21 protein-coding genes are annotated in these 20,253 nt (G+C 42.5%); 5 read left to right on the forward strand and 16 right to left on the reverse strand.

Annotation, left to right across the window (positions count from 1 at the left end; all coding sequences use genetic code 11):
• Positions 1-266 precede the first annotated feature (266 nt).
• On the forward strand, positions 267-620 hold the full coding sequence (locus AC0VXY_RS14570) for a hypothetical protein (RefSeq protein WP_475525660.1): 354 nt from the start codon (positions 267-269) through the stop codon (positions 618-620).
• Between the two features lie 66 nt (positions 621-686).
• On the opposite strand, the gene phoU is transcribed toward AC0VXY_RS14570, so the two are convergent.
• The 11 genes from phoU to AC0VXY_RS14625 all read right to left on the reverse strand — a co-directional run bounded on the left by phoU (position 687) and on the right by AC0VXY_RS14625 (position 13,099).
• The gene (phoU, locus tag AC0VXY_RS14575) at positions 687-1,346 is read right to left on the reverse strand and encodes a phosphate signaling complex protein PhoU (RefSeq protein WP_435990135.1); all 660 of its coding nucleotides are present in this window, start codon (positions 1,344-1,346) and stop codon (positions 687-689) included.
• Positions 1,347-1,400: 54 nt separating this feature from the next.
• Positions 1,401-2,174 (reverse strand): phosphate ABC transporter ATP-binding protein PstB, encoded by a 774-nt coding sequence (gene pstB / locus AC0VXY_RS14580; RefSeq protein ID WP_435990134.1) that lies wholly within the window; start codon positions 2,172-2,174, stop codon positions 1,401-1,403.
• Positions 2,175-2,197: 23 nt separating this feature from the next.
• Positions 2,198-3,013 (reverse strand): phosphate ABC transporter ATP-binding protein PstB, encoded by an 816-nt coding sequence (gene pstB, locus AC0VXY_RS14585; protein WP_475525661.1) that lies wholly within the window; start codon positions 3,011-3,013, stop codon positions 2,198-2,200.
• A gap of 18 nt (positions 3,014-3,031) precedes the next feature.
• Positions 3,032-3,919: a phosphate ABC transporter permease PstA gene (gene pstA, locus AC0VXY_RS14590; protein WP_034757612.1), complete on the reverse strand. Its 888-nt coding sequence runs from the start codon at positions 3,917-3,919 to the stop codon at positions 3,032-3,034.
• The gene (pstC, locus tag AC0VXY_RS14595) at positions 3,919-4,842 is read right to left on the reverse strand and encodes a phosphate ABC transporter permease subunit PstC (RefSeq protein ID WP_098439856.1); all 924 of its coding nucleotides are present in this window, start codon (positions 4,840-4,842) and stop codon (positions 3,919-3,921) included. The genes pstA and pstC overlap by 1 nt, the downstream gene beginning before the upstream one ends.
• A gap of 77 nt (positions 4,843-4,919) precedes the next feature.
• Positions 4,920-5,828, reverse strand: coding sequence for a phosphate ABC transporter substrate-binding protein (locus AC0VXY_RS14600; protein ID WP_435990132.1), 909 nt, complete (start codon positions 5,826-5,828; stop codon positions 4,920-4,922).
• Positions 5,829-6,137: 309 nt separating this feature from the next.
• Positions 6,138-8,264, reverse strand: a complete 2,127-nt coding sequence (locus tag AC0VXY_RS14605; protein ID WP_475525662.1) for a peptidoglycan D,D-transpeptidase FtsI family protein — start codon at positions 8,262-8,264, stop codon at positions 6,138-6,140.
• 231 nt (positions 8,265-8,495) lie between these two features.
• Positions 8,496-9,710 carry an MFS transporter gene (locus tag AC0VXY_RS14610; RefSeq protein WP_475525663.1) on the reverse strand — a complete coding sequence of 405 codons (1,215 nt, stop codon included), beginning with the start codon at positions 9,708-9,710 and terminating at the stop codon, positions 8,496-8,498.
• Between the two features lie 106 nt (positions 9,711-9,816).
• Positions 9,817-10,425 carry a superoxide dismutase gene (locus tag AC0VXY_RS14615; RefSeq protein WP_475525664.1) on the reverse strand — a complete coding sequence of 203 codons (609 nt, stop codon included), beginning with the start codon at positions 10,423-10,425 and terminating at the stop codon, positions 9,817-9,819.
• Between the two features lie 494 nt (positions 10,426-10,919).
• Positions 10,920-11,399 carry a DUF456 domain-containing protein gene (locus AC0VXY_RS14620; protein ID WP_475525665.1) on the reverse strand — a complete coding sequence of 160 codons (480 nt, stop codon included), beginning with the start codon at positions 11,397-11,399 and terminating at the stop codon, positions 10,920-10,922.
• A gap of 71 nt (positions 11,400-11,470) precedes the next feature.
• A complete protein-coding gene (locus AC0VXY_RS14625; protein ID WP_435990128.1) occupies positions 11,471-13,099 on the reverse strand; it encodes a Na/Pi cotransporter family protein in 1,629 nt (542 codons plus the stop codon).
• Between the two features lie 245 nt (positions 13,100-13,344).
• Between AC0VXY_RS14625 and AC0VXY_RS14630 the strand changes: the two genes are divergently transcribed.
• Positions 13,345-14,112, forward strand: coding sequence for a DUF1189 domain-containing protein (locus AC0VXY_RS14630; protein WP_475525666.1), 768 nt, complete (start codon positions 13,345-13,347; stop codon positions 14,110-14,112).
• Positions 14,113-14,163: 51 nt separating this feature from the next.
• On the opposite strand, the gene AC0VXY_RS14635 is transcribed toward AC0VXY_RS14630, so the two are convergent.
• Positions 14,164-15,339, reverse strand: coding sequence for an MFS transporter (locus AC0VXY_RS14635; protein WP_475525667.1), 1,176 nt, complete (start codon positions 15,337-15,339; stop codon positions 14,164-14,166).
• Positions 15,340-15,397: 58 nt separating this feature from the next.
• Here AC0VXY_RS14635 and AC0VXY_RS14640 point away from each other — a divergent pair, with 58 nt between their 5' ends.
• Both AC0VXY_RS14640 and ispG read left to right on the forward strand, forming a co-directional pair.
• Positions 15,398-15,766: a hypothetical protein gene (locus tag AC0VXY_RS14640; protein ID WP_475525668.1), complete on the forward strand. Its 369-nt coding sequence runs from the start codon at positions 15,398-15,400 to the stop codon at positions 15,764-15,766.
• Between the two features lie 123 nt (positions 15,767-15,889).
• Entirely contained in the window at positions 15,890-16,996 is a 1,107-nt protein-coding gene (gene ispG / locus AC0VXY_RS14645; RefSeq protein ID WP_142245354.1) for a flavodoxin-dependent (E)-4-hydroxy-3-methylbut-2-enyl-diphosphate synthase, read from the forward strand.
• An 87-nt stretch (positions 16,997-17,083) separates the two neighbouring features.
• On the opposite strand, the gene AC0VXY_RS14650 is transcribed toward ispG, so the two are convergent.
• The gene (locus AC0VXY_RS14650) at positions 17,084-17,467 is read right to left on the reverse strand and encodes a DUF4190 domain-containing protein (RefSeq protein ID WP_475525669.1); all 384 of its coding nucleotides are present in this window, start codon (positions 17,465-17,467) and stop codon (positions 17,084-17,086) included.
• A 433-nt stretch (positions 17,468-17,900) separates the two neighbouring features.
• Between AC0VXY_RS14650 and AC0VXY_RS14655 the strand changes: the two genes are divergently transcribed.
• The gene (locus AC0VXY_RS14655; RefSeq protein ID WP_475525670.1) at positions 17,901-18,470 is read left to right on the forward strand and encodes a hypothetical protein; all 570 of its coding nucleotides are present in this window, start codon (positions 17,901-17,903) and stop codon (positions 18,468-18,470) included.
• Positions 18,471-18,504: 34 nt separating this feature from the next.
• On the opposite strand, the gene AC0VXY_RS14660 is transcribed toward AC0VXY_RS14655, so the two are convergent.
• From AC0VXY_RS14660 to AC0VXY_RS14670, 3 genes are all read right to left on the reverse strand, one after another.
• Complete coding sequence (locus tag AC0VXY_RS14660) at positions 18,505-18,867, reverse strand: DUF1499 domain-containing protein (protein WP_475525671.1); 363 nt, start codon at positions 18,865-18,867, stop codon at positions 18,505-18,507.
• A gap of 103 nt (positions 18,868-18,970) precedes the next feature.
• Positions 18,971-19,387 (reverse strand): Fur family transcriptional regulator, encoded by a 417-nt coding sequence (locus tag AC0VXY_RS14665; protein WP_475525672.1) that lies wholly within the window; start codon positions 19,385-19,387, stop codon positions 18,971-18,973.
• A 3-nt stretch (positions 19,388-19,390) separates the two neighbouring features.
• Positions 19,391-20,248, reverse strand: a complete 858-nt coding sequence (locus tag AC0VXY_RS14670) for a metal ABC transporter permease (protein ID WP_435990120.1) — start codon at positions 20,246-20,248, stop codon at positions 19,391-19,393.
• Positions 20,249-20,253 lie beyond the last annotated feature (5 nt).

Below are 20,253 nucleotides of genomic sequence, written 5' to 3' on the forward strand. Positions count from 1 at the left end.
TATTGAAAAACCTACAATAAACGCATTTTGTCGTATCTTGTTACACATGATGGCAATAGGATTAAACGTGCATTTTTTTTATGATTTAGTATGCTGAAATGATAATAAAGCGATTACATTTCCATAACGACATTTTTCTTTGTGGATCTTGCCACGACATTCGACAAAATATTGGTATATCCCTCACATTTATCCACGTATCATATAGAGTTGGAACATGATCTGTGCTATAAATAAAGGAGAAGAATACAGCTTGGGGTGATAAAGTGACTTACCTATTCATTGGATTAGTAAGCTTCTCTATCCTATTACTTGTCATTTCGTTTTTCCAACGGGATCGGTATCGTGATATTGAAAAAGATATGGAAGAATTATCGATGAATGTTCTGCAGGAGCATTATAAATTGAAGAAGCGAATAAGCGTATTGGAAGAAGAGCTCATGTTGGATGGCGATATGACCCTTCACAAGAGTCCAATTAACGAAATTATTAAGAATCAAGTCATATCCCTTTATAAGCAGGGGGTAAAAGTGGATCAGATCACAAAACAATCCACACTGTCTAAACAAGAAGTCCTCTCTATCATTCAGGACTCATGTCGGCGAACAATAAATGCTTAGAACCAGAAAAACGGCTTACTCAACTGTTGGAGTAAGCCGTTTATAATATATATTGGCCATTTTAGTTCAGTTATTCAGATCAAACCGTTCACCGGTCACTAAGAATATGACATTTTCACAAATATTCGTGACGTGATCCGCTACACGTTCAATATATCTGCACGTAAACGCCAGTTGCGTAATTTGACTGATTTCATCTGGATAGTTCGGGATATACGTCATCAGTTCTTTTACCAGTTGGCCGTACAGTTCGTCTACCTCATCATCACGATCTGCCACTTTTTTCGCCATGGAAGCATCCTCAGTATAGAAAGCCGTCAGCGCTTCTTCGAGCATTTCTTCAGCAATCGAGAGCATTCTCGGAATTTCTTCAATCGGCTTGATCAATTTCTGGTTTCCGATATGCAGGGTAGACTTCGCGATATTCGTAGCCATATCCCCGATCCGTTCAATTTCAGAACAGATCCTTAATGCAGAGATGATTTTCCGCAAGTCCGTTGCTACAGGAGATTCTTTCGCAATGAGAATGATGGCAAGATTATTGATTTCATTATCATATTGATTAATGATATGATCTTTTTTGATGATTTCCTCTGCTTTTTCAATGTCTTGTGTCTTCAAGGCTACCACAGACTCTTTTAAAGATACTTTAGCAAGATCCGCCATATCGAAGAGTTTGTCTTTTAACTCTTTTAAATTATTATCGAAATTTCTTCTAATCGCCATACTTATTCCCCTTTGCTAAGTAATGATGAAGAACCATTTTTCTCGAAGTGCAAGTTAACCAAATCGTCCCGATACATAGTCTTCCGTTCTTTTGTCACTAGGATTAGAAAATATTTTATCCGTTTCGTCCAGTTCAATCAAGTCCCCTAATAGGAAAAAAGCTGTCTTATCAGAAACCCTTGCCGCCTGCTGCATATTATGAGTGACAATGACAATCGTATATTGTTTCTTGAGCTCACTGATCAGTTCTTCGATTTTGACAGTGGAAATGGGATCGAGAGCCGAGGTCGGTTCGTCCATCAGAAGGATTTCAGGTTTTGTCGCAAGTGCCCTGGCAATACACAGACGCTGTTGTTGACCACCCGACAGACCCATGGCCGGGGCATCTAATCGATCCTTTACTTCCTCCCATAATGCAACACTCTTTAACGTTGATTCCACGATTTCATCTAGCTCTTTCCTCTTTTTGACCCCATGCACTTTCGGTCCGAACGTAATGTTGTGATAAATGCTTTGCGGAAATGGATTTCCTTTTTGGAACACCATCCCCACTTTTTTTCTCAATTCAACTAAATCGACCTTGTCTGAGAGGATATTCGTCCCGTTGTAATTGATTTCTCCGGACATTTTAATCCCGGGCACCGAACGATTCATTAAGTTCAATGTTTTGACGAATGTCGATTTCCCGCATCCTGATGGTCCAATGATTGCGGTAACCTCTTTATCATAAATAGGAAACGTAATGTTTTTTAAAGCATAGTTATTTCCATACCATAAATTTAAGTCGTTTACATTAAATGCCGTTTTTTTCGTTGCAGCTATTGACACACGAAACCCCTCCAACTAATTGATCAACTGAAACGTCCTGAAATATAGTCTTCCGTCCTTTTTTCCGATGGATTGGTGAAAATCTTTTCGGTTTGGTCGAATTCCACTAAATCACCATTATAAAAGAATGCCGTCTTGTCAGAAACACGGGATGCCTGGCCCATGTTATGGGTGACAATGACAATCGTGTACTCTTTCTTCAAATCCGTGATCAATTCTTCAATCTTGGCATTTGAGATCGGGTCCAGGGCCGAGGATGGTTCATCCAATAACATGACCGTCGGTTTCATTGCAATGGTCCTTGCGATGCATAACCGCTGCTGCTGTCCACCTGATAATGAGAGTGCCGAAGTATGAAGACGGTCTTTTACTTCATCCCAAAGTGCCGCTTTGGTCAAACTTTCCTCTACCATATCATTCAAGACACTCTTCTTTTTGATTCCGGAAAATTTCAATGCATGAACAATATTTTCGTATATGGATTTACTGAATGGATTCGGCTTCTGGAAAACCATCCCGATTTCTTTGCGAAGGGCTACTACATCAATATCCTTACCCAGAAGATTTACATCCTCGTACATGATTTTCCCCTCTGCACGGGCGATAGGCACCAGATCATTCATGCGGTTAACCGTTCTTAAGAAGGTCGATTTCCCGCAACCGGAAGGACCGATCAATGCTGTCACAGCATTTTTTTCAATTTCCATGTTTATATTTTTAACGGCGTGATTATCGCCGTAATAGAAATCTAAATTCTGAACATCAATGATGGTCTCATTTTTGATTCGATCCGCTACTCTTGAAGAGCGCTTCTGTTTCGTTTCTAATTGAACCGACATGTACTATCACACCTTCTATTATTTTGTCGCTGTCATTTTATTATGAATGTAGCTTCCGATGAATCGTGCACCCAGGTTAAAGATCAACACCGAAAGAATCAAGACGGCAGAAGCGCCTGCTGCTTTTTCATCTACATCGGGAATCAACCCTTGGGTGTTAACCGACCAAATGTGAACAGCCAGGGTTTCAGCCGGTCTGAAAAGATTCAAAGGAGATGTAGGCGAAACTGGATTCCAATCCATATAGTTCAATCTTGGAGTCGACAGTCCGGCTGTGAATAATAAGGCAGCTGCCTCACCGAATACACGGCCCGATGCAAGGATGGCCCCTGTCAAAATAGACGGGAATGCACCAGGGATGAGTACAGTTTTAACGGTATGCCAATTGGTGATCCCAAGAGCAAGGCTCGCTTCTTTCAACTCACGGGGTACGCTCCTGATGGCATCTTCACTTACACGAACCAATACAGGAAGATTAAATACCGTAAGTGCCAGGGCTCCACCTATAATGGTATATCCCCAACCCGTTGTATTTACGAACACCAATAGTCCAAACATTCCGATGACGATAGATGGTAATGAGGCCAGTACTTCAATACAAGAACGGATGGTATTCGTGATCTTACCTGGCTTTGCGTATTCAGCCATATAGATGCCTCCGCCGACACCTAGTGGAACCGTTATGATCATCGTGATGATCAGGATATAGAATGAATTGAATAATTGGTCACGGATTCCTCCACCGGCACGGACAGCACTGGATGGAGTTGTCAGGAAGTCCCATGTCACATATGGGAGACCTTTTACTAATATATAAGAAAATAAAGCGACTAATAGCGCAATGATGACTGTTGCTATACCAATGAAAACACCTGTGGCGATTTTGTCTGCTCTCTTACTATTCATTAGACTTTCCTCCTCGATGATAAGTAGCGGATCAATAAGATAAATATGAATGACATGATTAATAGAATGAGGCCCATCGACCAGAGCGTGTTGTTCTCTACGCTTCCATAAGTGGTATGTCCCATATTTAACGTAATGATCGTTGTCAACGTCGCTGATGCGTCTACTATACTTTGAGGAAGATCTCTTGTATTTCCTATGACCATTTGAACAGCCAGTGCTTCACCAAATGCTCTCGCCATACCCAGTACGACAGCTGTCAATAAGGTTGGCAATGCAGCAGGGATTAATACCTTTCTAATCGTTTGCCATCTTGTTGCCCCTAATGCATATGATCCATCGCGAAGGCTTTTCGGCAATGAACTCATGGCGTCTGTGGCAATAGTAGTGATGGTCGGCAAAATCATCACGGATAATACGATCATACCGGCAAGCAGTGAAAACCCGATACCGGAAGTATTAGACCGAATAAATGGGACCAATACTGTAAGTCCTATAAATCCATAAACAACTGACGGGATCCCGACAAGGAGCTCTACAATCGGCTGCATGATTTTCCTTCCCCATGATGGGGCGATATCCGTCATAAAGATAGCCGCTCCGATACCAAGCGGTGCTGCAATTAATGCAGAAAGAATCGTAACCGCAAAGGAACCGAAAATGAACGGAAGAGCACCATACATTGGATTTTCACCTGTAGGCTTCCAATCCGGGCTGGTTAAGAATTCAATTGGACTTACACCATTTTTAATAAATGACTGCAACCCTTTTGATGTTAAGAAAATGGTGATGGAAATTGTTGCGGCAATCATGATGACTGCACTTAATGTCACTAAGAATCTTCCCTTAAATTCACCGTTCATCCAAGATCTATTACTTTTAATCAGCCTCTTTGAGGCAGGTAGCTTGTTTTCCATATCCATAAACACCCCTAAATACGAGATAATAGGGTAAATGCCTTCAAGCATCTACCCTATCAATTTATTTAATTGCATCATCTTTACTTTTTCGTTTGTTTCCCTTCAGCGTCACGCTCTACTTCCATTTTTGTGGCAGCGATGTAACCTTGATCTTTCAGTAATCCAGTTTGAACATCTTTACTCATCATATAATCAAGGAATGTTTTAGCTAAACCTTCAGCTTCCCCTTTAGTGTAAGAATGTTGATAAGCCCAAATTGGGAAATCACCTTTTTGAACATTTTCGTCAGTTGCTTTAACACCATCGATTGATAGTGGAGTCACGCTGTCATCCGTGAAGTATGAGAATGCAAGGTAGCCGATGGCTCCATCAGTCTCATTGATGATTTTCTTTACAGTGTTTGATGAATCTTCCGTGATTCCTTCAGCAGGTGTTTCTCCATCAAGACCAAACTTAACGAATGTAGCACGTGTACCAGAAGAATCCGGACGGTTTACAAGAGTGATCTTTTGATCTTTACCACCAAGTTCTTTCCAGTTCTTGATTTCACCAGTGAATACTTTTTTAAGATCTTCTTTAGAAATGTCTTCAATACCAACATTAGGATTAACTGCAGCAGTCATACCAACTACCGCTACTTTATGGTCAACTAACTCGTCCGCCGGGATTCCTTCTTTTTCTTCAGCGAATACATCCGAGTTACCGATTTGAACGGATCCTTCAGAAACTTGGGATAATCCTGTACCAGATCCTCCAGCGTTCACTTGGATATCTGCATCCGGATTTTCTGCCATGAATTCTTCAGCAGCTGCTGCAACAAGTGGTTGCATTGCAGAAGAACCTGAAACTACGATTGAGCCAGCTGTTTCTGAACCTTTTTTGTCGTCTCCAGCATTTTCATCTGTGCTGCTTCCATTCCCACATGCAGCGGCAAATGCTACGAGCGTTGCGATGATTAAAAGCAGTCCGTATTTCTTGAAGTTCTTCATTCTTTAATTCCCCCTAGAATATTGGTTGTTTTGTCCTACGAGTACTAGATTAATAGATGAGTGTTAATGGTGTTTTAATCGATTGTAAAGGTTTTGTAAATTCGACATTCCCTTTCATGATTCCGCGGTTCATAAAAGCTTAAAACCCTTATTGACACTAGTATTGTGTAATGATCGATGAATTATGTACGACCATTAAAAAATGTCTATGTTTGATGAATTTATTAAACCGATTCACGGTTTCATGTGATCATTCACAATAAAAAAAGCTGATTCATGGAACAAATTTCCCATGGATCAGCTTTTTAATTAGTTATTCTGTTCTCTTTCCTTCTGCATTTGCTCTTCTGCCTCTTCCGCGTTCTCGACTTTCTTGTTTACTGAAGTGGGATCTTTCTCTTCTTCCGCACGCTTCTTCTTTAATTCAAAGTACTTATCCATCACCCGTCTTGAGATGTACTTATTCACATATGGATCGGCCACGCCGCTTGCCTGGATATGAGAGGCCGGCACCACAGTGGCATACGCCACCTCAGGATTATCGTAAGGCGCATATCCAATCAACGTGGTGTTATAACTCAGTTCCCCGTCTATATACGTCTCAGCTGTACCGGATTTCCCCGCTGCATTATATGGTGCGTCATGAAATAAGTAACCCGTTCCTTCAGGGTTATGATAAACACGATAGAAACCTTTTTGAACATGTTTGATCTGTTCCTGCGTCGCATCAATGCGATTCAGTACATTCGTCTCTTTCTCGAAAAGGATGGGGCCAAGGCTTTCCTTTTCATTGGTCGGTTCCCTTATTTCCTTCATAATGTGAGGCTGTACTCGATATCCGTCATTCGCGATGGTGGAAACATATTGTGCCAGCTGCATGGTTGTGTACGTATCAAACTGACCGATCGCCAAATCCAGTAAGAAACCGGGATCTGTCTTGGTTCCTGTCAAACCGGCCGATTCCCCGGGCAGGTCGATGCCTGTCGGGACGCCTAAACCAAATTGAGCGTAGTGATTTCTGAACACATCGAACGCTTCCGGGTTGTTCACAATCGGCTCATTCGGTACATACCGGCCACCGGCAATTTTCAGGGCAACCTTCCACATGTAGGCGTTGGAGGACTTCTCCAATGCGTATAAATCGGTCATCGGGATTTGCTGGTATTTATTGAACCAGGATGTTTTCGGTTTAGTCCCTTTGATTCTTAATGGTTCATCAATCAGAACCTCACCCGGCGTCAATTTACCGGTCATATATCCAGTTAATACCGTAGCGCCTTTCACAACGGAACCCACTTCATAGGAAGATGTAAAGGTTCCAAGTGCAGCGTCACGCATTTCGTACTTGCCCGTTTCAGAATTCTTGACATATTGTTTACCAGCCATCGCCAGGATCTCCCCGGTATTCGGGTCAATCATGACGACATACGCCCGATCCAGGTCTGGAGATGCGTCCCGATGAACAATCTGTTTACTTAATTCTTCTTCGATTATTTTTTCGATTTCACGCTGGAGTTCCATATCGATGGTAAGGACGATATCCTTGCCTCGCTGTCCTTGTTGCACAAGGACCGATTCCAGTACACTTCCGCCTTTGGTTACGTTCTTGATTTGTTCCTTTTTTCCTTGAAGAACATCTTCATATTCAAGTTCTACATAGCTCTTACCTACGCGATCATTCCGATTATAATCCTGAGCTAAATAGGAATCCACCAAATTCTTTGGCAATCCTTCCCTTGAAGAGGACACGTTCCCTAAAATGGTTCGTAACGTATCATCAAATACATAGGAACGCTTCCAATCTGTCGTCGTGTTGACACCTGGTAGTTCACTCAGATGCTCACTGACCGTTGCGAATTCCTCCGGAGTGACTCCTTCATTCTTCACAATCTGTGGATTAAGCGCATAACCACTGGAGAACTCACGGTAAATGGCGATGATCTCAAGGTCATTTTCTGTGAGTGAATCAAGCTCTTTCTCGGAAATCCGGTCGAGTCTCATTTGATACACTTTTTTATTCATGTCATCTTCAGACAGTTCTTCATTGCTTTGGAGCTTTTTGACTTCCCCGGCCGAGACTTTTGCATCGGCTGCTTCAGGATGCTTGATGATCCAATAATCCTTCTTGTCCCGCTCAGTCACGTCTCCCGTATCTTTTTCGATGAACCTGGATAGTTTGGACGCAACTTCGATCATTTCATCGATCTTGGTATTGTTTGCCCGTGTATACGTGACGGCATTCAGCGGAATATTATCGACGATCACATTCCCGTAACGGTCATACATTTTCCCACGTGGCACACCTGTATTGACCACGACATCTTCCGTTCTATCCACTTCTTTTTTATAGCTCTCCCCATTCACGATCTGAACAAGTCCAAGTCTAAGTACAAGAAGGGAAAATAATAAGAACACGGCAAAGAACAGCAAATTCATCCTGACGGGAACATGCGTCTTTCTTTTTCTCTTATTTCTTTTCAAGTCTTCCAACCCTTCCTCTATGTAAAAATCTCTCTGTGCTCTTGTTTCGTTCCTGGTTGATTGGACATCTAACAAGGAGGGAACAGAATCATCTTTATCCTATCCCTTTATTTTATAGAAAATTTCAAGGATAATCTAGCCATAAGTAAAGAGAGGAAATCTTTCCCTCTCTTTGTATTAAGTCCCTTATAAAGGCAGCACGACTTTCCGTACAAACAAATAAATCAATGTATGCCCTGCCCCTAGTATCAATAGGAGTATCGGGATGCTCTCTGCCTGATTAAAGAAAGTCACGGCTACGATGAAAGCAAGAACAGAGACGATCCTTCCCAGATTCAAGAAGATTTCCCTGACCACAATGTACTCGATTCTCATTTCAGCAGCGTTCCATCCCGTACCGATCACATCATATGTCATAGAGATATAAGGGACCAGCAGGATGGGGTAGGCAATGGCAATGACACCAGCATAAAGCAATAATTTCGTATACGTAACATCAAATACGATCAGGAATATGGCAAGATACAGGAGGATTCCACCTAAAAGAATAGCACGTTTTCTCAGGTTTTTCTTTATGACCCGGGAAGCGATATAATACCCTACAAAGGCAATGCCTGAGTTGATCAAGCCAAAGGTACCAATGGCAAATTCACTTCCCGTACTGATGAAGACAAACACCGAAATGATAAAGATGAAGGTTCCTTCCCTCAGCCCCTGGAAAAAGTGGGCATTTGTGATGAAGCGCCAATTGTGATTGTGCTTTCTTTCCTCCAAGATCCTGAGGAATAGATAACGTCCGGATGCCGGCCTCCTCTTAAGAAAGAAGCTCATAATAACCGCGATGAAAAAAAGCAAAAGAGAGATTCCGAATACAATGGTATACCCCTTAAAGGAAGCAAACCTTGAAATGATGAAACCGGCGAGGATCGGTCCGATCATTCCCCCGGCGGAAGTCAGGGTACCAAGGAAGCCATTGAAGAAATCCCTTGTTTCAGGTTCGGTGATTTCGAAAGTCAACACATTGAAGGCTAACCAGTAGAAACCATAGCCGATCCCAAGTAATGCTCCCAACACGACAAGATAATCTTCTGCCGATTCTCCGAATGCCAATACGGATATGTAAAAGAGAGCCAAAAAAATAACACCGAAGCGTAATACAATCACCCGGTCCACTTTCTTTGCCAACCTTCCAGCTAAAATAAATGTAAGAGGCTGAAAGATGACAACGGTTAAATTATAAACACCCAAATCAATGAATTCACCTGACTGTTTCCATAAGTATATGTTCACGAATGTGTTCGAGAGGGCAATACTCAAAGAGTATAATCCCCCGATCAACAGGAGCAAAGTCAGATCTTTCGTTAAATCAATGTCACCTAGTATCTTTTTAAAGCTGCTCATGTGTAAAACTCCCCTTTAACGTACCCCTATCTTGTGAAAAAGGGAAGAAACTTATACAAAAAAAAGAGAGGTTCCTGAAAGAACCTCTCTTCCTGTATGAATAAAATTACTTAGCAGCTGAATAACGCTTCGCTACTTCATCCCAGTTTACAACGTTCCAGAATGAACTGATGTAATCAGGACGACGGTTTTGATAGTTCAGGTAGTAAGCATGCTCCCAAACATCAAGACCTAAGACAGGAGATTTCCCTTCCATTAAAGGACTGTCCTGGTTTGGTGTACTTGTTATTTCCAATTCACCGTTGTTTACTACAAGCCAAGCCCAGCCTGAGCCAAAGCGAGTTGCAGCAGCATTTGCGAATTCTTCTTTAAATGAATCGAAGCTTCCGAACTTGGAAGAGATGGCATCTGCTAACTCTCCAGATGGAGCGCCTCCACCATTCGGTGATAATACCGTCCAGAATAGAGAGTGATTAGCGTGACCGCCACCATTATTGCGAACTGCAGTACGAGCACCTTCAGGAACAGCGTCTAAGTTAGAAACAAGATCTTCAATGGATTTGCTTAATAAATCGTCGTGTCCTTGAAGTGCATCATTTACTTTCGTCACATATGCGTTATGGTGTTTTGTGTGGTGAATGTTCATTGTTTCCTTGTCGATATGAGGTTCTAATGCATCATATGCGTAAGGTAATTGCGGTAATTCGTAAGCCATTATAAATTCCTCCCTATGTATAGTTTCCTGAATAGCTATATTCAGGCCGTTTCAGTATAAGATTACCAAAACTACTATATCTGTTCAAATATTTTGCCTTCAATCTCTCAATTTTTACTTACAAGGATAAAATGCCCCTCTTTTCTGCTGACTAGTCATTGGGATATTATTTTGTCATTTTTGATTAGCGAGAAGTAGTTGATTTCCGCTGCAGGTGCTCGCTTTCCGCGGGGCTGGCGGTGAGCCTCCTCGGGCTAAAGCCCTGTGGGGTCTCACCTGTCCAGCTACAGCGGCTAGCCCCTCGAGGTCATAAGCTGAATGGTCCAAGAAGACAAAAGGACGCCTTCTTAGCCCATTCAGCTTATGCTTGTCGGGGCTGGTCAAGCCGCTTTCGCTTTTCGGACTGTCCAGCGTTTCCCGCAGGAGTCGAGCACCTTCCGCTCCAATCAACACAAGGTCTCTTATATGCTTACACTATTGTATGAAAATAGCCATTAAATAACCCAAAAGAAATAGATGGCCATTACGATTTGAATGCATCCTTTTGTGAAGACACTTGAGATAAATCCTACTACAGACCCTACCCCCACTTTAACTGCAGTCTTCAGGTTAGAGCGATGAACGGCCCACTCCCCTATGACGGCGCCAAGGAAAGGTCCGATCAATATTCCTATGACAGGGATGACGAAGGGACCAATGAGCAGTCCGATGGTGCTTCCCCATATTCCTGCCTTCGTGCCTCCGAATTTTTTGACACCGATCAGGTTCGCCATATAATCTGCACCGAACAAGAGGGCAACAAACAGGATCTGCACAGTCCAGAACAACCAGCTGAATGGTTCAAAGCTGAAAAACACCCCATAGAGCAGAAAGCTTCCCATTAATAAAACGACACTTGGCAAAATCGGGTACACAAGCCCGACAAACGATAAAATCATGAGTATGATAATGATACTCCAATAAACGATGTCCACGTTAACACCCCCTTTTGAGTATAAAAAAAACTGACCCCTTTGACAAATTCCAAAGAGGTCAGGAAAGAAACTTATTCTACTCCCAATACTGCTTCAGCAATATTGACGGCATGATCCCCGATACGTTCTAGATTACTGATGATATCTACGTATACGATACCAGCTTGTCCCGAACATTTTCCTTCGTTCAAACGCAGGATATGCTGTTTGCGTAGCTTACGTTCCATTTTATCGATCTGATCTTCCTTCTCCGCCACTTCTCTTGCAATTTCAGTGTCGTTCAAATCCAAAGATTTGATCGCTTTTTCCACTGTTTCAATTGTCAGATTGAACATGACTTCAAGATCGGACATGGCATCATCCGTGATTTTCACTTTATTGGCTTGTTGGTATTCAACCAACTCAACAATGTTTTCAAAATGATCACCCACCCGTTCAATATCCCGAACTGTATCCATCAGGATCGAATGACGCTCAGATTCAGATTCCGAAAGCGAAGCAGATGATAGATCAACAAGATAATTCGTGATTTTCTTATCAAGATTATTGATGGCGCCTTCTATTTGATAAGCTGCCTCTGAATTTTTCGAGCTCTTTGTCTTTAAGAACTCATTTGTTTCCTGTAATCCTTTAACGGCAAATGTTCCCATGCGGAGAACTTCTTCTTTCGCCTGGCCTAACGCAATGGATGGCGATTGTTCGATGAATACAGGATCCAGATGTTTAGAATTATAATCAACGATCGAGTCCTGACCCGGTATCAACTTCGTTACAATCAGCGCCAATACAGCGATGAAAGGAAATTGAATGATGGTATTCGTTATATTGAAAGTACCATGAGCGAATGCAATGGTCATTGGCTCATTCAGGTTGAATGTAGTTTGTAGAAAGATGACAAACTTTGAGAAGAACGGCAATATGATCAAGAATAAGGTTGTTCCAATTAAGTTAAATAGTACATGTACCGCCGCAGCACGCCTGGCAGCGACTGATGCACCCAGTGCAGCCAATACAGCTGTGATGGTTGTCCCGATGTTATCACCGAATAAAATCGGCAGTCCCGCCTGTAGGTCAACGAGATTGGAACTATACAGCTCCTGAAGGATACCAATCGTTGCAGAAGAACTTTGTACAACCACTGTAAACAATGTCCCGACGACCACTCCAAGAATCGGATTATCACTCATGCTAACGGTCAAATCATGGAATGCTTCCAATGAGCGTAAAGGTTTCATTCCTCCACCCATTAATTCGAGCCCATAGAATAAGGCACCGAAGCCAAAGATCATTTGTCCAAGATTATGGACTTTTTTATTCTTGAAGAAGAATAACAGGATGGTACCTACGGCAATAATCGGAAGGGCATACTCCCCAATGTCAACACCAATGATGAAGGCTGTCACCGTCGTACCGATATTGGCACCCATGATGACACCGATTGCTTGTCTGAGGGTCATGAAACCTGCACTTACCAGTCCGACCACGATGACCGTCGTGCCACTACTCGACTGGATCAAGACTGTAACAAAAACACCCGCCAAAACTCCCATGAACGGATTGGTCGTGAACTTATCCAGGATTTCCTTAAGGCGTTCACCCGCTGACTTCTGAAGGCCATCCCCCATATACTTTATCCCAAAGAGGAAAATACCTAGTCCTCCAAAGAACTGAAACAACATTTCCTGCCAATTTAATTCCATTTTTTCAACCCCTACATATATTTTCGACATTAAACAACAAAAACCCCATATCATTTTTAATATATTACGGGGCATACGTAAATACTTTTCGCCCCGAATTTACAATAGGTTAATAAAAGTCGACTTTTATTACATTTACATTACAAACGATATTAATTATAAATTATTACCAGGGTCCATACTTGATGAAGCATGAAGACAAGCTTAAAATAGATAGGGTATGCACGAAAGGAGAAAAAATTTAAATGAATGTATTTCAGCAATTGTATAAAAGTATCTATTCCCCAAAAGATATTGCAAAATTCCGTTTCCAGGGAATCGGTAAGACGATCCGTTTCATTTTTTTGCTTGCTCTTATATCCATCATTCCTGTAGCTGTACAATTTGTATCGTTCGCAACCAATGCCCTTGATACATTAATTCTGGATAAAGAACTGCCATCGTTTTCAATCGAGAATGGCACCTTATCATCTGATCAGTCTGAACCCGTGACCCTCGAGAAAGATGGCATCACCATCATCTTGGATGATACTGGTCAAATGAAAGAAGGAAACCTTGACAGGAATGAAAATACGGTTGCCTTCCTTAAGAATGACTTTGTGGTCATAAGCCAGGGACATGTTCAGTCCTCATCCTATACATTGTTTGGTGACGGCACTGTAACAAAGGATGAGTTACTCGACATCCTGAATTCACTCAACGATCTGAAATGGATATTGATCCCCGTGGCATTAAGCATTCTTTATGTGTTCACCTCCGGAATGACATTCTTAAAAGTAACCATTTTCGCCATCATCGGTGTTACTTTTGCAAATATCCTGAAACGAAATGTACAATACCGCCAAAGCTTTCGCATCACTGCTTATGCGGCTTCGGTTTCTACCGTATTTTTTACCCTAATGGAATTATTACAAACCAGGATCCCCGCTGCTCCAATATTGGACTGGTTTGTCATTACCGTCATCCTGTATTTAGTAGTGAAGGAAATCCCTCAAAGGAAAATACGCCATTAAACAAAGTCCCCGTTTCCACTTGACGGGGACTTTTGTTCGTTGAACGGTCTATTAGATTTCAGTACGGACCTCCCCTTTTGTCCGTATAGCAAGAAATGCAAATAGGAGGATATTCATCAATGTGAATCCAAATGTGATGATATACATATGTGTCGGATCCTGCCTCCACACGCCGAAGGCAACAGGGCCCAAAGCCACACCTCCGAATCTTACAGCACCATAAAGACTGACGACCATCCCCCTTTCTTGTTCAGATACGCTTCCCGTAATGAACGTATTGATGACAGGAAGAATCAACCCTAATCCCCCAAAGCTTATGGTGAGAAAAAACATCAAAGATCCCAATGAAGAAAAAAAGATCAATAATCCTAAAGGGATGCTCATCGTGATTAGCCCACATTTCAAATAGGTCCAACCCAATTCCTCATCGGTCTTCAATCTTTTTCCGCACCAATACGAACAGATCGTCATCGCACCAAGAGGGAAAATGAACGAAAACCCTTTGAAAAACCCATCAATATGAAAAGTATTTTCAATATGGTAGGAAAGATAGAAGAGAATGCCGAATAATAAAAATAAGCCCGTTCCCCCGATGACATAGAGAGGGATCAGCAGCCTTCCCTTTGATAAAAAAACGGCGATGAATGCTTTCACATCCAATTTCCGAACACCTTTTTTTGAATTAACTGTATGGCGCAGACCGACTAAGATCACTAAAGAAATCACCGGGAACACCCAAAAAGACTGATCCCAAAGAACAAATTGGGCGAGGGTGGCACCAATAAGTGGAGCTGCAACTTTGCCGATACCATTGAATACCTCCAATGAACCAAGCATCCTTGAGCGCTCCTCCCCCTGATAAAGATCACCGATCAATGCCATAGCGAGAGGCATCGTCCCAGCTGCACCAACACCTTGCAGTCCTCTGCCGAACATAAAGAGGCCAATGACATCTCCGTTAAAGATACACAGTATACTTCCAAGAACCATAATCCATAAAGAAATGCTGATTAACCGTTTACGCCCATAGCGATCAGACAATATCCCTGCAAAGGGGATGACCAAAGCTGCAGGGATTGTAAATGAACTTAAAATGAATCCGGACCATCTGCCCCCTAAATGCAAATCTGCTTCAATGTCAGGAAGAATGGGAATCAGCATGGAATTCCCGAGTACCATCAGTATGGGCAGTAAACCGATCACAAATGGGAGAAGCTTCTCTCTCATATCACACAACTCCTTCATGGGTCCATTCAGACATCACACTAATCGGGAGGAAATATAGATGAAACGAATGGCAATTTTCTTTGGTATTATCATTCTTCTATACAGTGTTTATTATGATTTAAATAAGGGGACGTTACGTCTGCTGTATAAAGAAGCGACAGTCGCCACCTCACATCCCCTAGTGAATGGGAATCAAGGGGAACTCCCTCAAGAACCTGTTAAAAGAGAAGAAGATCCCTCCTCCCTTTCTTATGTAGAAATGGAAGTGAAACCGGGCGATACCGTATTGAGCCTTGTGGAAGATCTTATTGATGGATCCATTCCCGTTTCCATCGACCAGGTGATCACCGACTTTGAAGAATTGAATGATGTCTCCCCGGCCAAGATCCAAATAGGGAAAACCTATAAAATACCGAATTATCAATGACTTGGCCATGTAATAAACACCTATTTCTTGTCATTTTACACAAAACACTGTTACAATAGCTTCGTATTACTTATAATGAAACTTTGAGAACCTTTCTAAAGGAGCGAATTACACTTGAGTGAAATTATACATCGTACAAAAACACGTCCTGTCAAAGTAGGAAATTTAACGATCGGCGGTAATAACGAAGTGGTCATCCAAAGTATGACCACGACCAAAACGCATGATGTTGAAGCAACGGTTAAAGAAATTCACCGTCTGGAAGAAGCAGGATGCCAGGTCGTACGTGTCGCATGCCCGGATGAACGTGCAGCCGACGCCATTGCTGATATTAAGAAGCAAATCAACATCCCGCTTGTTGTCGATATACATTTTGACTATAAATTAGCCCTGAAAGCCATTGAAGGCGGAGCTGATAAAATCCGGATCAATCCAGGGAATATCGGACGCCGTGAAAAAGTCGAGGCAGTAGTCAAGGCAGCAAAAGAAAAAGGCATCCCGATTCGAATCGGAGTGAACGCAGGGAGCCTGGAAAGAAAAATCCTTGAGAAATACGGATACCCGACAGCTGATGGAATGGTGGAAAGTGCCCTTCACCATATTAAAATCCTTGAAGACCTCGATTTCCATGACATCATCGTATCCATGAAGGCCTCTGACGTGAATTTAGCCATCGAGGCTTACACGAAAGCTGCGAAAGCCTTCGACTACCCGCTTCACCTCGGGATCACAGAATCAGGCACTCTGTTTGCAGGTACCGTTAAAAGTGCCGCTGGCCTTGGAGCCATCCTGAGTCTCGGGATCGGTAACACGGTCCGGATTTCCTTGAGTGCGGATCCCGTCGAAGAAGTGAAAGTGGCAAGAGAATTATTGAAGTCATTTGGATTGGCGGCAAATGCCGCTACATTGATTTCGTGCCCGACTTGCGGCCGTATTGAAATTGACCTGATTTCAATTGCCAATGAGGTGGAAGAATACATTTCCACGATTAAAGCACCGATCAAGGTCGCTGTGCTGGGATGTGCAGTGAATGGACCTGGTGAAGCCAGAGAGGCTGACATCGGGATTGCCGGTGCCAGAGGGGAAGGACTCCTATTCCGTAAGGGAAAAACCGTACGTAAAGTACCTGAAGAGACCATGGTAGAGGAATTAAAGAAAGAAATTGACAAGATTGCGGAAGAATACTTCGCAAAGCAGGAAGCCGAAAAGAAAGAGCAGGAGCAAGTCTAACCCTGTGAATGAAAGAGGACTGATCAATGATCAGCCCTCTTTTTTAGTTTCCTGAAACGCTCCCAATTTCAAGAAAAACGATTTAGTTTAAAAGAACGGCAGTACAAATAATCCTACGATTATCGATACGGCCCCAATTCCGATTGCCCAGGCACCGAGCATCTCTGCTCCCCTGCGTCTTGCCACAAACCCAAGGACGATCCCCGCTGCTCCCATGATGACCGGGAGAATAAATAAGGAAAGAATGGATAGTGCAAGTGCAGAGTATCCTAACACGCGACCTGATGTTGTCGCATCTTCAGTGGCATCATCTTCAAAGCCGCGGCTCACATTCATTGGAGCAGCAATTTCTGCTGCTGTTTCTTCACGGTAATCATCTCTACTCACATCTGTTTCCGGATTGTCGTAATACACGTCGATATCATGAAGATTTCGATCAACGCTGTTTAATTCGCGTCGTTCATCACTCATACAGCAATCCCTCACTTTCTGTGTTTGGGAGCCTTCTTATTGTGTGTCAGTTCAGCCATTTTACTATGCTAATCTTTGTCATTTTTGTTATGATCAAATTTTCATCTTGATATCAGAACCATTGGTATTCGGTATTTGTCATGTAATCCTTCATTTAGTAATGTATGTTGGTATTTTCCAGAAACATGTAATAGCTGATTTCCGCTCCAGGTGCTCGCTTTCCGCGGGGCGTGAGTTGAGCCTCCTCGGGCTTTGCCCTGCGGGGTCTCAACTTTCCCGCATTTCCCGCAGGAGTCGAGCACCTTCCACTCCAATCAACTTTCGAAGCATGTACTCTTTAAAGAAATAAGGCATCTCATTTCAGCGCTCTGCCAAATAGGGCAGGAATGTGATAGACTTGAAGGAGTTTTTATAAAGGGGAGTATGATAAAGAATGAAACGTTTTGGAATCGATATTGATGGGACAGTTACGTCACCTGAATCTTTACTGCCTCACATAAATGATCATTTTCAATTGAATTTAACCTTACAAGACATCACCCAATACGAACTGACAAAGGTTTTGGACATATCACCCCAAACCTTTGGAAAATGGTTTAAAGAAGCAGAACCGCTCATCTACAAAGAATCTCCCCTTGCTCCCGGCGCAAAAACGATCCTGGATCAATGGAAAGAGAAGCACGAACTTTACTTTATCAGTGCAAGAAGAACCGACCTCATCGATATTACGAAGAAATGGTTCGATGCACAGGACCTTATGTATCACCATATTGAATTGATCGGTTCTCACGATAAAATATCCACTGCTAAAAAACATGCAGTCGACATTTTCTTCGAAGATAAGCATGATAATGCAGTAGCGATATCCGAAGAGTTATCCATCCCGGTTATATTATTTAACACGCCTTATAATCAAAAACCGATCCCTGATGGAGTCATTCGAGTGAATGACTGGAAGGAAGCGGATTCCTGGGTACAAAACTGGCTGTTGCAACAACGTTGATCATAGAAAAGAGCCTCGATTCTGAGGCTCTTTTCTATGCCTTTTTAAACAAGGATTTAAATCGTTCCACGCGCCTTCGATTCACTTTGAAATCATAATACCCAAGGCGTGAACCCGACTTAAAATGCAAAAGATGGGTACTTTCATCAATAAAAAGCTCCAGGTCATCCTTGAATTTCATCCACTTGGAAGTGAAGACGGCATGCACATAATGCGTCCTTTCTTCCTTGATTTCCACATGATCAAATTGATTCAGCGTCTGGTGTATCCTTGCTTTCACCTCTGCTACTTCCCAGCTTACGGGAAGGGGTGCAATCCTGTGGTAAGACGTAAGGTCTATCGTACTTACGCAGTTTTTTTTATTGGTGGGGCAGTGTGTGAAAGGGACCGATTCCATGGCTACATCTCCTCTATTCCTTCTATATACCTATTTTTCCCCTCCTTTACGCAAGGTTAAACACGTTAAGATGTACAAAAGAAAAAGAGACCCCGAGGGATCCCTATTGACACTGTGGACATTTACCGTAGATTTCAAATTTATGTCCTGATATATCATAGCCGGTTTCAGCTAAATTTTCTTTCAACGCTTCCATGGGACATGTATGAATTTCTTTCGTTTTCCCACAATCCATACAAATGAAGTGATGATGATGATGATGACTTTCACACGTAATCCGGAAATGCCTTTCACTGGATAATTCTGTTTCTTCCAGTATGCCCAGTTCTACGAAAAGGCTTAAATTACGATAAATGGTATCAAAGCTCAGACCGGGATAATCGGCTTTCATATACTCCAGCACGTCCCTGGCCGTTAAATATTTATTCGAGCTTGAGAACAGCTCAAGTAATTGCTGCCGTTTCCCAGTATGCTTATATCCTTTTGCTTTTAACAGTTCCATTGCTTCCGTTACATTCACTTTCTACACCTCACCTTTAGAAGAATGACTGGACGACCTCAATTTCTTGATGAGGATCGTCAAGAGGAGAATCAGAATGGCCGTGATGACAATCGTTCCCCCGGGAGCAAGATTCAAATAGAAGGCACTCACTAACCCGACGATGACCGAAATCTCCCCGAATAAAAGGGAATATCCGATCGTCTGTTTAAAACCGTTCGCAATCCTGATGCTTGCCGCAACGGGCAATGTCATTAGAGACGATACCAGAAGGATTCCCACAATGCGCATGGAGGCCGCAATCACGAGGGCGACCATGATCATAAAGATAAAGTGGATCGCCTTCGCAGGGATCCCGGATGCCTTTGCATGGTCCTCATCAAATGATAATAGGAACAACTCTTTATACAATAAGAAAACCACTCCGATGACAAGGACACTGATTCCACCAATCAGATACAGATCCCCCCTGCTGACTGCGCTGACACTCCCAAATAAGTAACTGAATAAATCCGTGTTGAAACCATCTGCGAGTGAAATAAATATGACCCCTATCCCGATTCCCCCAGACAGGATGATTGGTATCGCAAGCTCCTGGTAATGCTTGTATACCATTCTTAATCGTTCTATGAATAAGGAACCTATTACGGAGAAAGCCATTCCGAAGTAAAGGGGATTCAACCCTGAAAACCCGGGCACCGTTTTGCTTAAGTACAGACTTGCCGCAATGCCTGAGAGCGTCACGTGGCTCAAAGCATCGGCAATCAGGGATAATCTCCTTACTACGATGAATGCCCCCAGTAACGGAGCGATGATCCCGATAAGGATTCCTGTCAGAAATGCATTTTGTAAAAATTCATATTGAAAAATAGCCTGAAGCATTCTCT

The organism is Rossellomorea sp. QJM3NY_18 (genome assembly GCF_056173145.1).

Bases quoted from the DNA above. Each gene is read 5' to 3' on its own strand.
- phoU (WP_435990135.1), bottom strand. From the start codon at position 1,346: ATGGCGATTAGAAGAAATTTCGATAATAATTTAAAAGAGTTAAAAGAC.
- pstB (WP_475525661.1), bottom strand. From the start codon at position 3,013: ATGTCGGTTCAATTAGAAACGAAACAGAAGCGCTCTTCAAGAGTAGCG.
- pstA (WP_034757612.1), bottom strand. From the start codon at position 3,919: ATGAATAGTAAGAGAGCAGACAAAATCGCCACAGGTGTTTTCATTGGT.
- pstC (WP_098439856.1), bottom strand. From the start codon at position 4,842: ATGGATATGGAAAACAAGCTACCTGCCTCAAAGAGGCTGATTAAAAGT.
- AC0VXY_RS14600 (WP_435990132.1), bottom strand. From the start codon at position 5,828: ATGAAGAACTTCAAGAAATACGGACTGCTTTTAATCATCGCAACGCTC.
- AC0VXY_RS14605 (WP_475525662.1), bottom strand. From the start codon at position 8,264: ATGAATTTGCTGTTCTTTGCCGTGTTCTTATTATTTTCCCTTCTTGTA.
- AC0VXY_RS14610 (WP_475525663.1), bottom strand. From the start codon at position 9,710: ATGAGCAGCTTTAAAAAGATACTAGGTGACATTGATTTAACGAAAGAT.
- AC0VXY_RS14615 (WP_475525664.1), bottom strand. From the start codon at position 10,425: ATGGCTTACGAATTACCGCAATTACCTTACGCATATGATGCATTAGAA.
- AC0VXY_RS14625 (WP_435990128.1), bottom strand. From the start codon at position 13,099: ATGGAATTAAATTGGCAGGAAATGTTGTTTCAGTTCTTTGGAGGACTA.
- AC0VXY_RS14630 (WP_475525666.1), top strand. From the start codon at position 13,345: ATGAATGTATTTCAGCAATTGTATAAAAGTATCTATTCCCCAAAAGAT.
- AC0VXY_RS14635 (WP_475525667.1), bottom strand. From the start codon at position 15,339: ATGAGAGAGAAGCTTCTCCCATTTGTGATCGGTTTACTGCCCATACTG.
- AC0VXY_RS14640 (WP_475525668.1), top strand. From the start codon at position 15,398: ATGAAACGAATGGCAATTTTCTTTGGTATTATCATTCTTCTATACAGT.
- AC0VXY_RS14650 (WP_475525669.1), bottom strand. From the start codon at position 17,467: ATGAGTGATGAACGACGCGAATTAAACAGCGTTGATCGAAATCTTCAT.
- AC0VXY_RS14655 (WP_475525670.1), top strand. From the start codon at position 17,901: ATGAAACGTTTTGGAATCGATATTGATGGGACAGTTACGTCACCTGAA.
- AC0VXY_RS14660 (WP_475525671.1), bottom strand. From the start codon at position 18,867: ATGGAATCGGTCCCTTTCACACACTGCCCCACCAATAAAAAAAACTGC.
- AC0VXY_RS14670 (WP_435990120.1), bottom strand. From the start codon at position 20,248: ATGCTTCAGGCTATTTTTCAATATGAATTTTTACAAAATGCATTTCTG.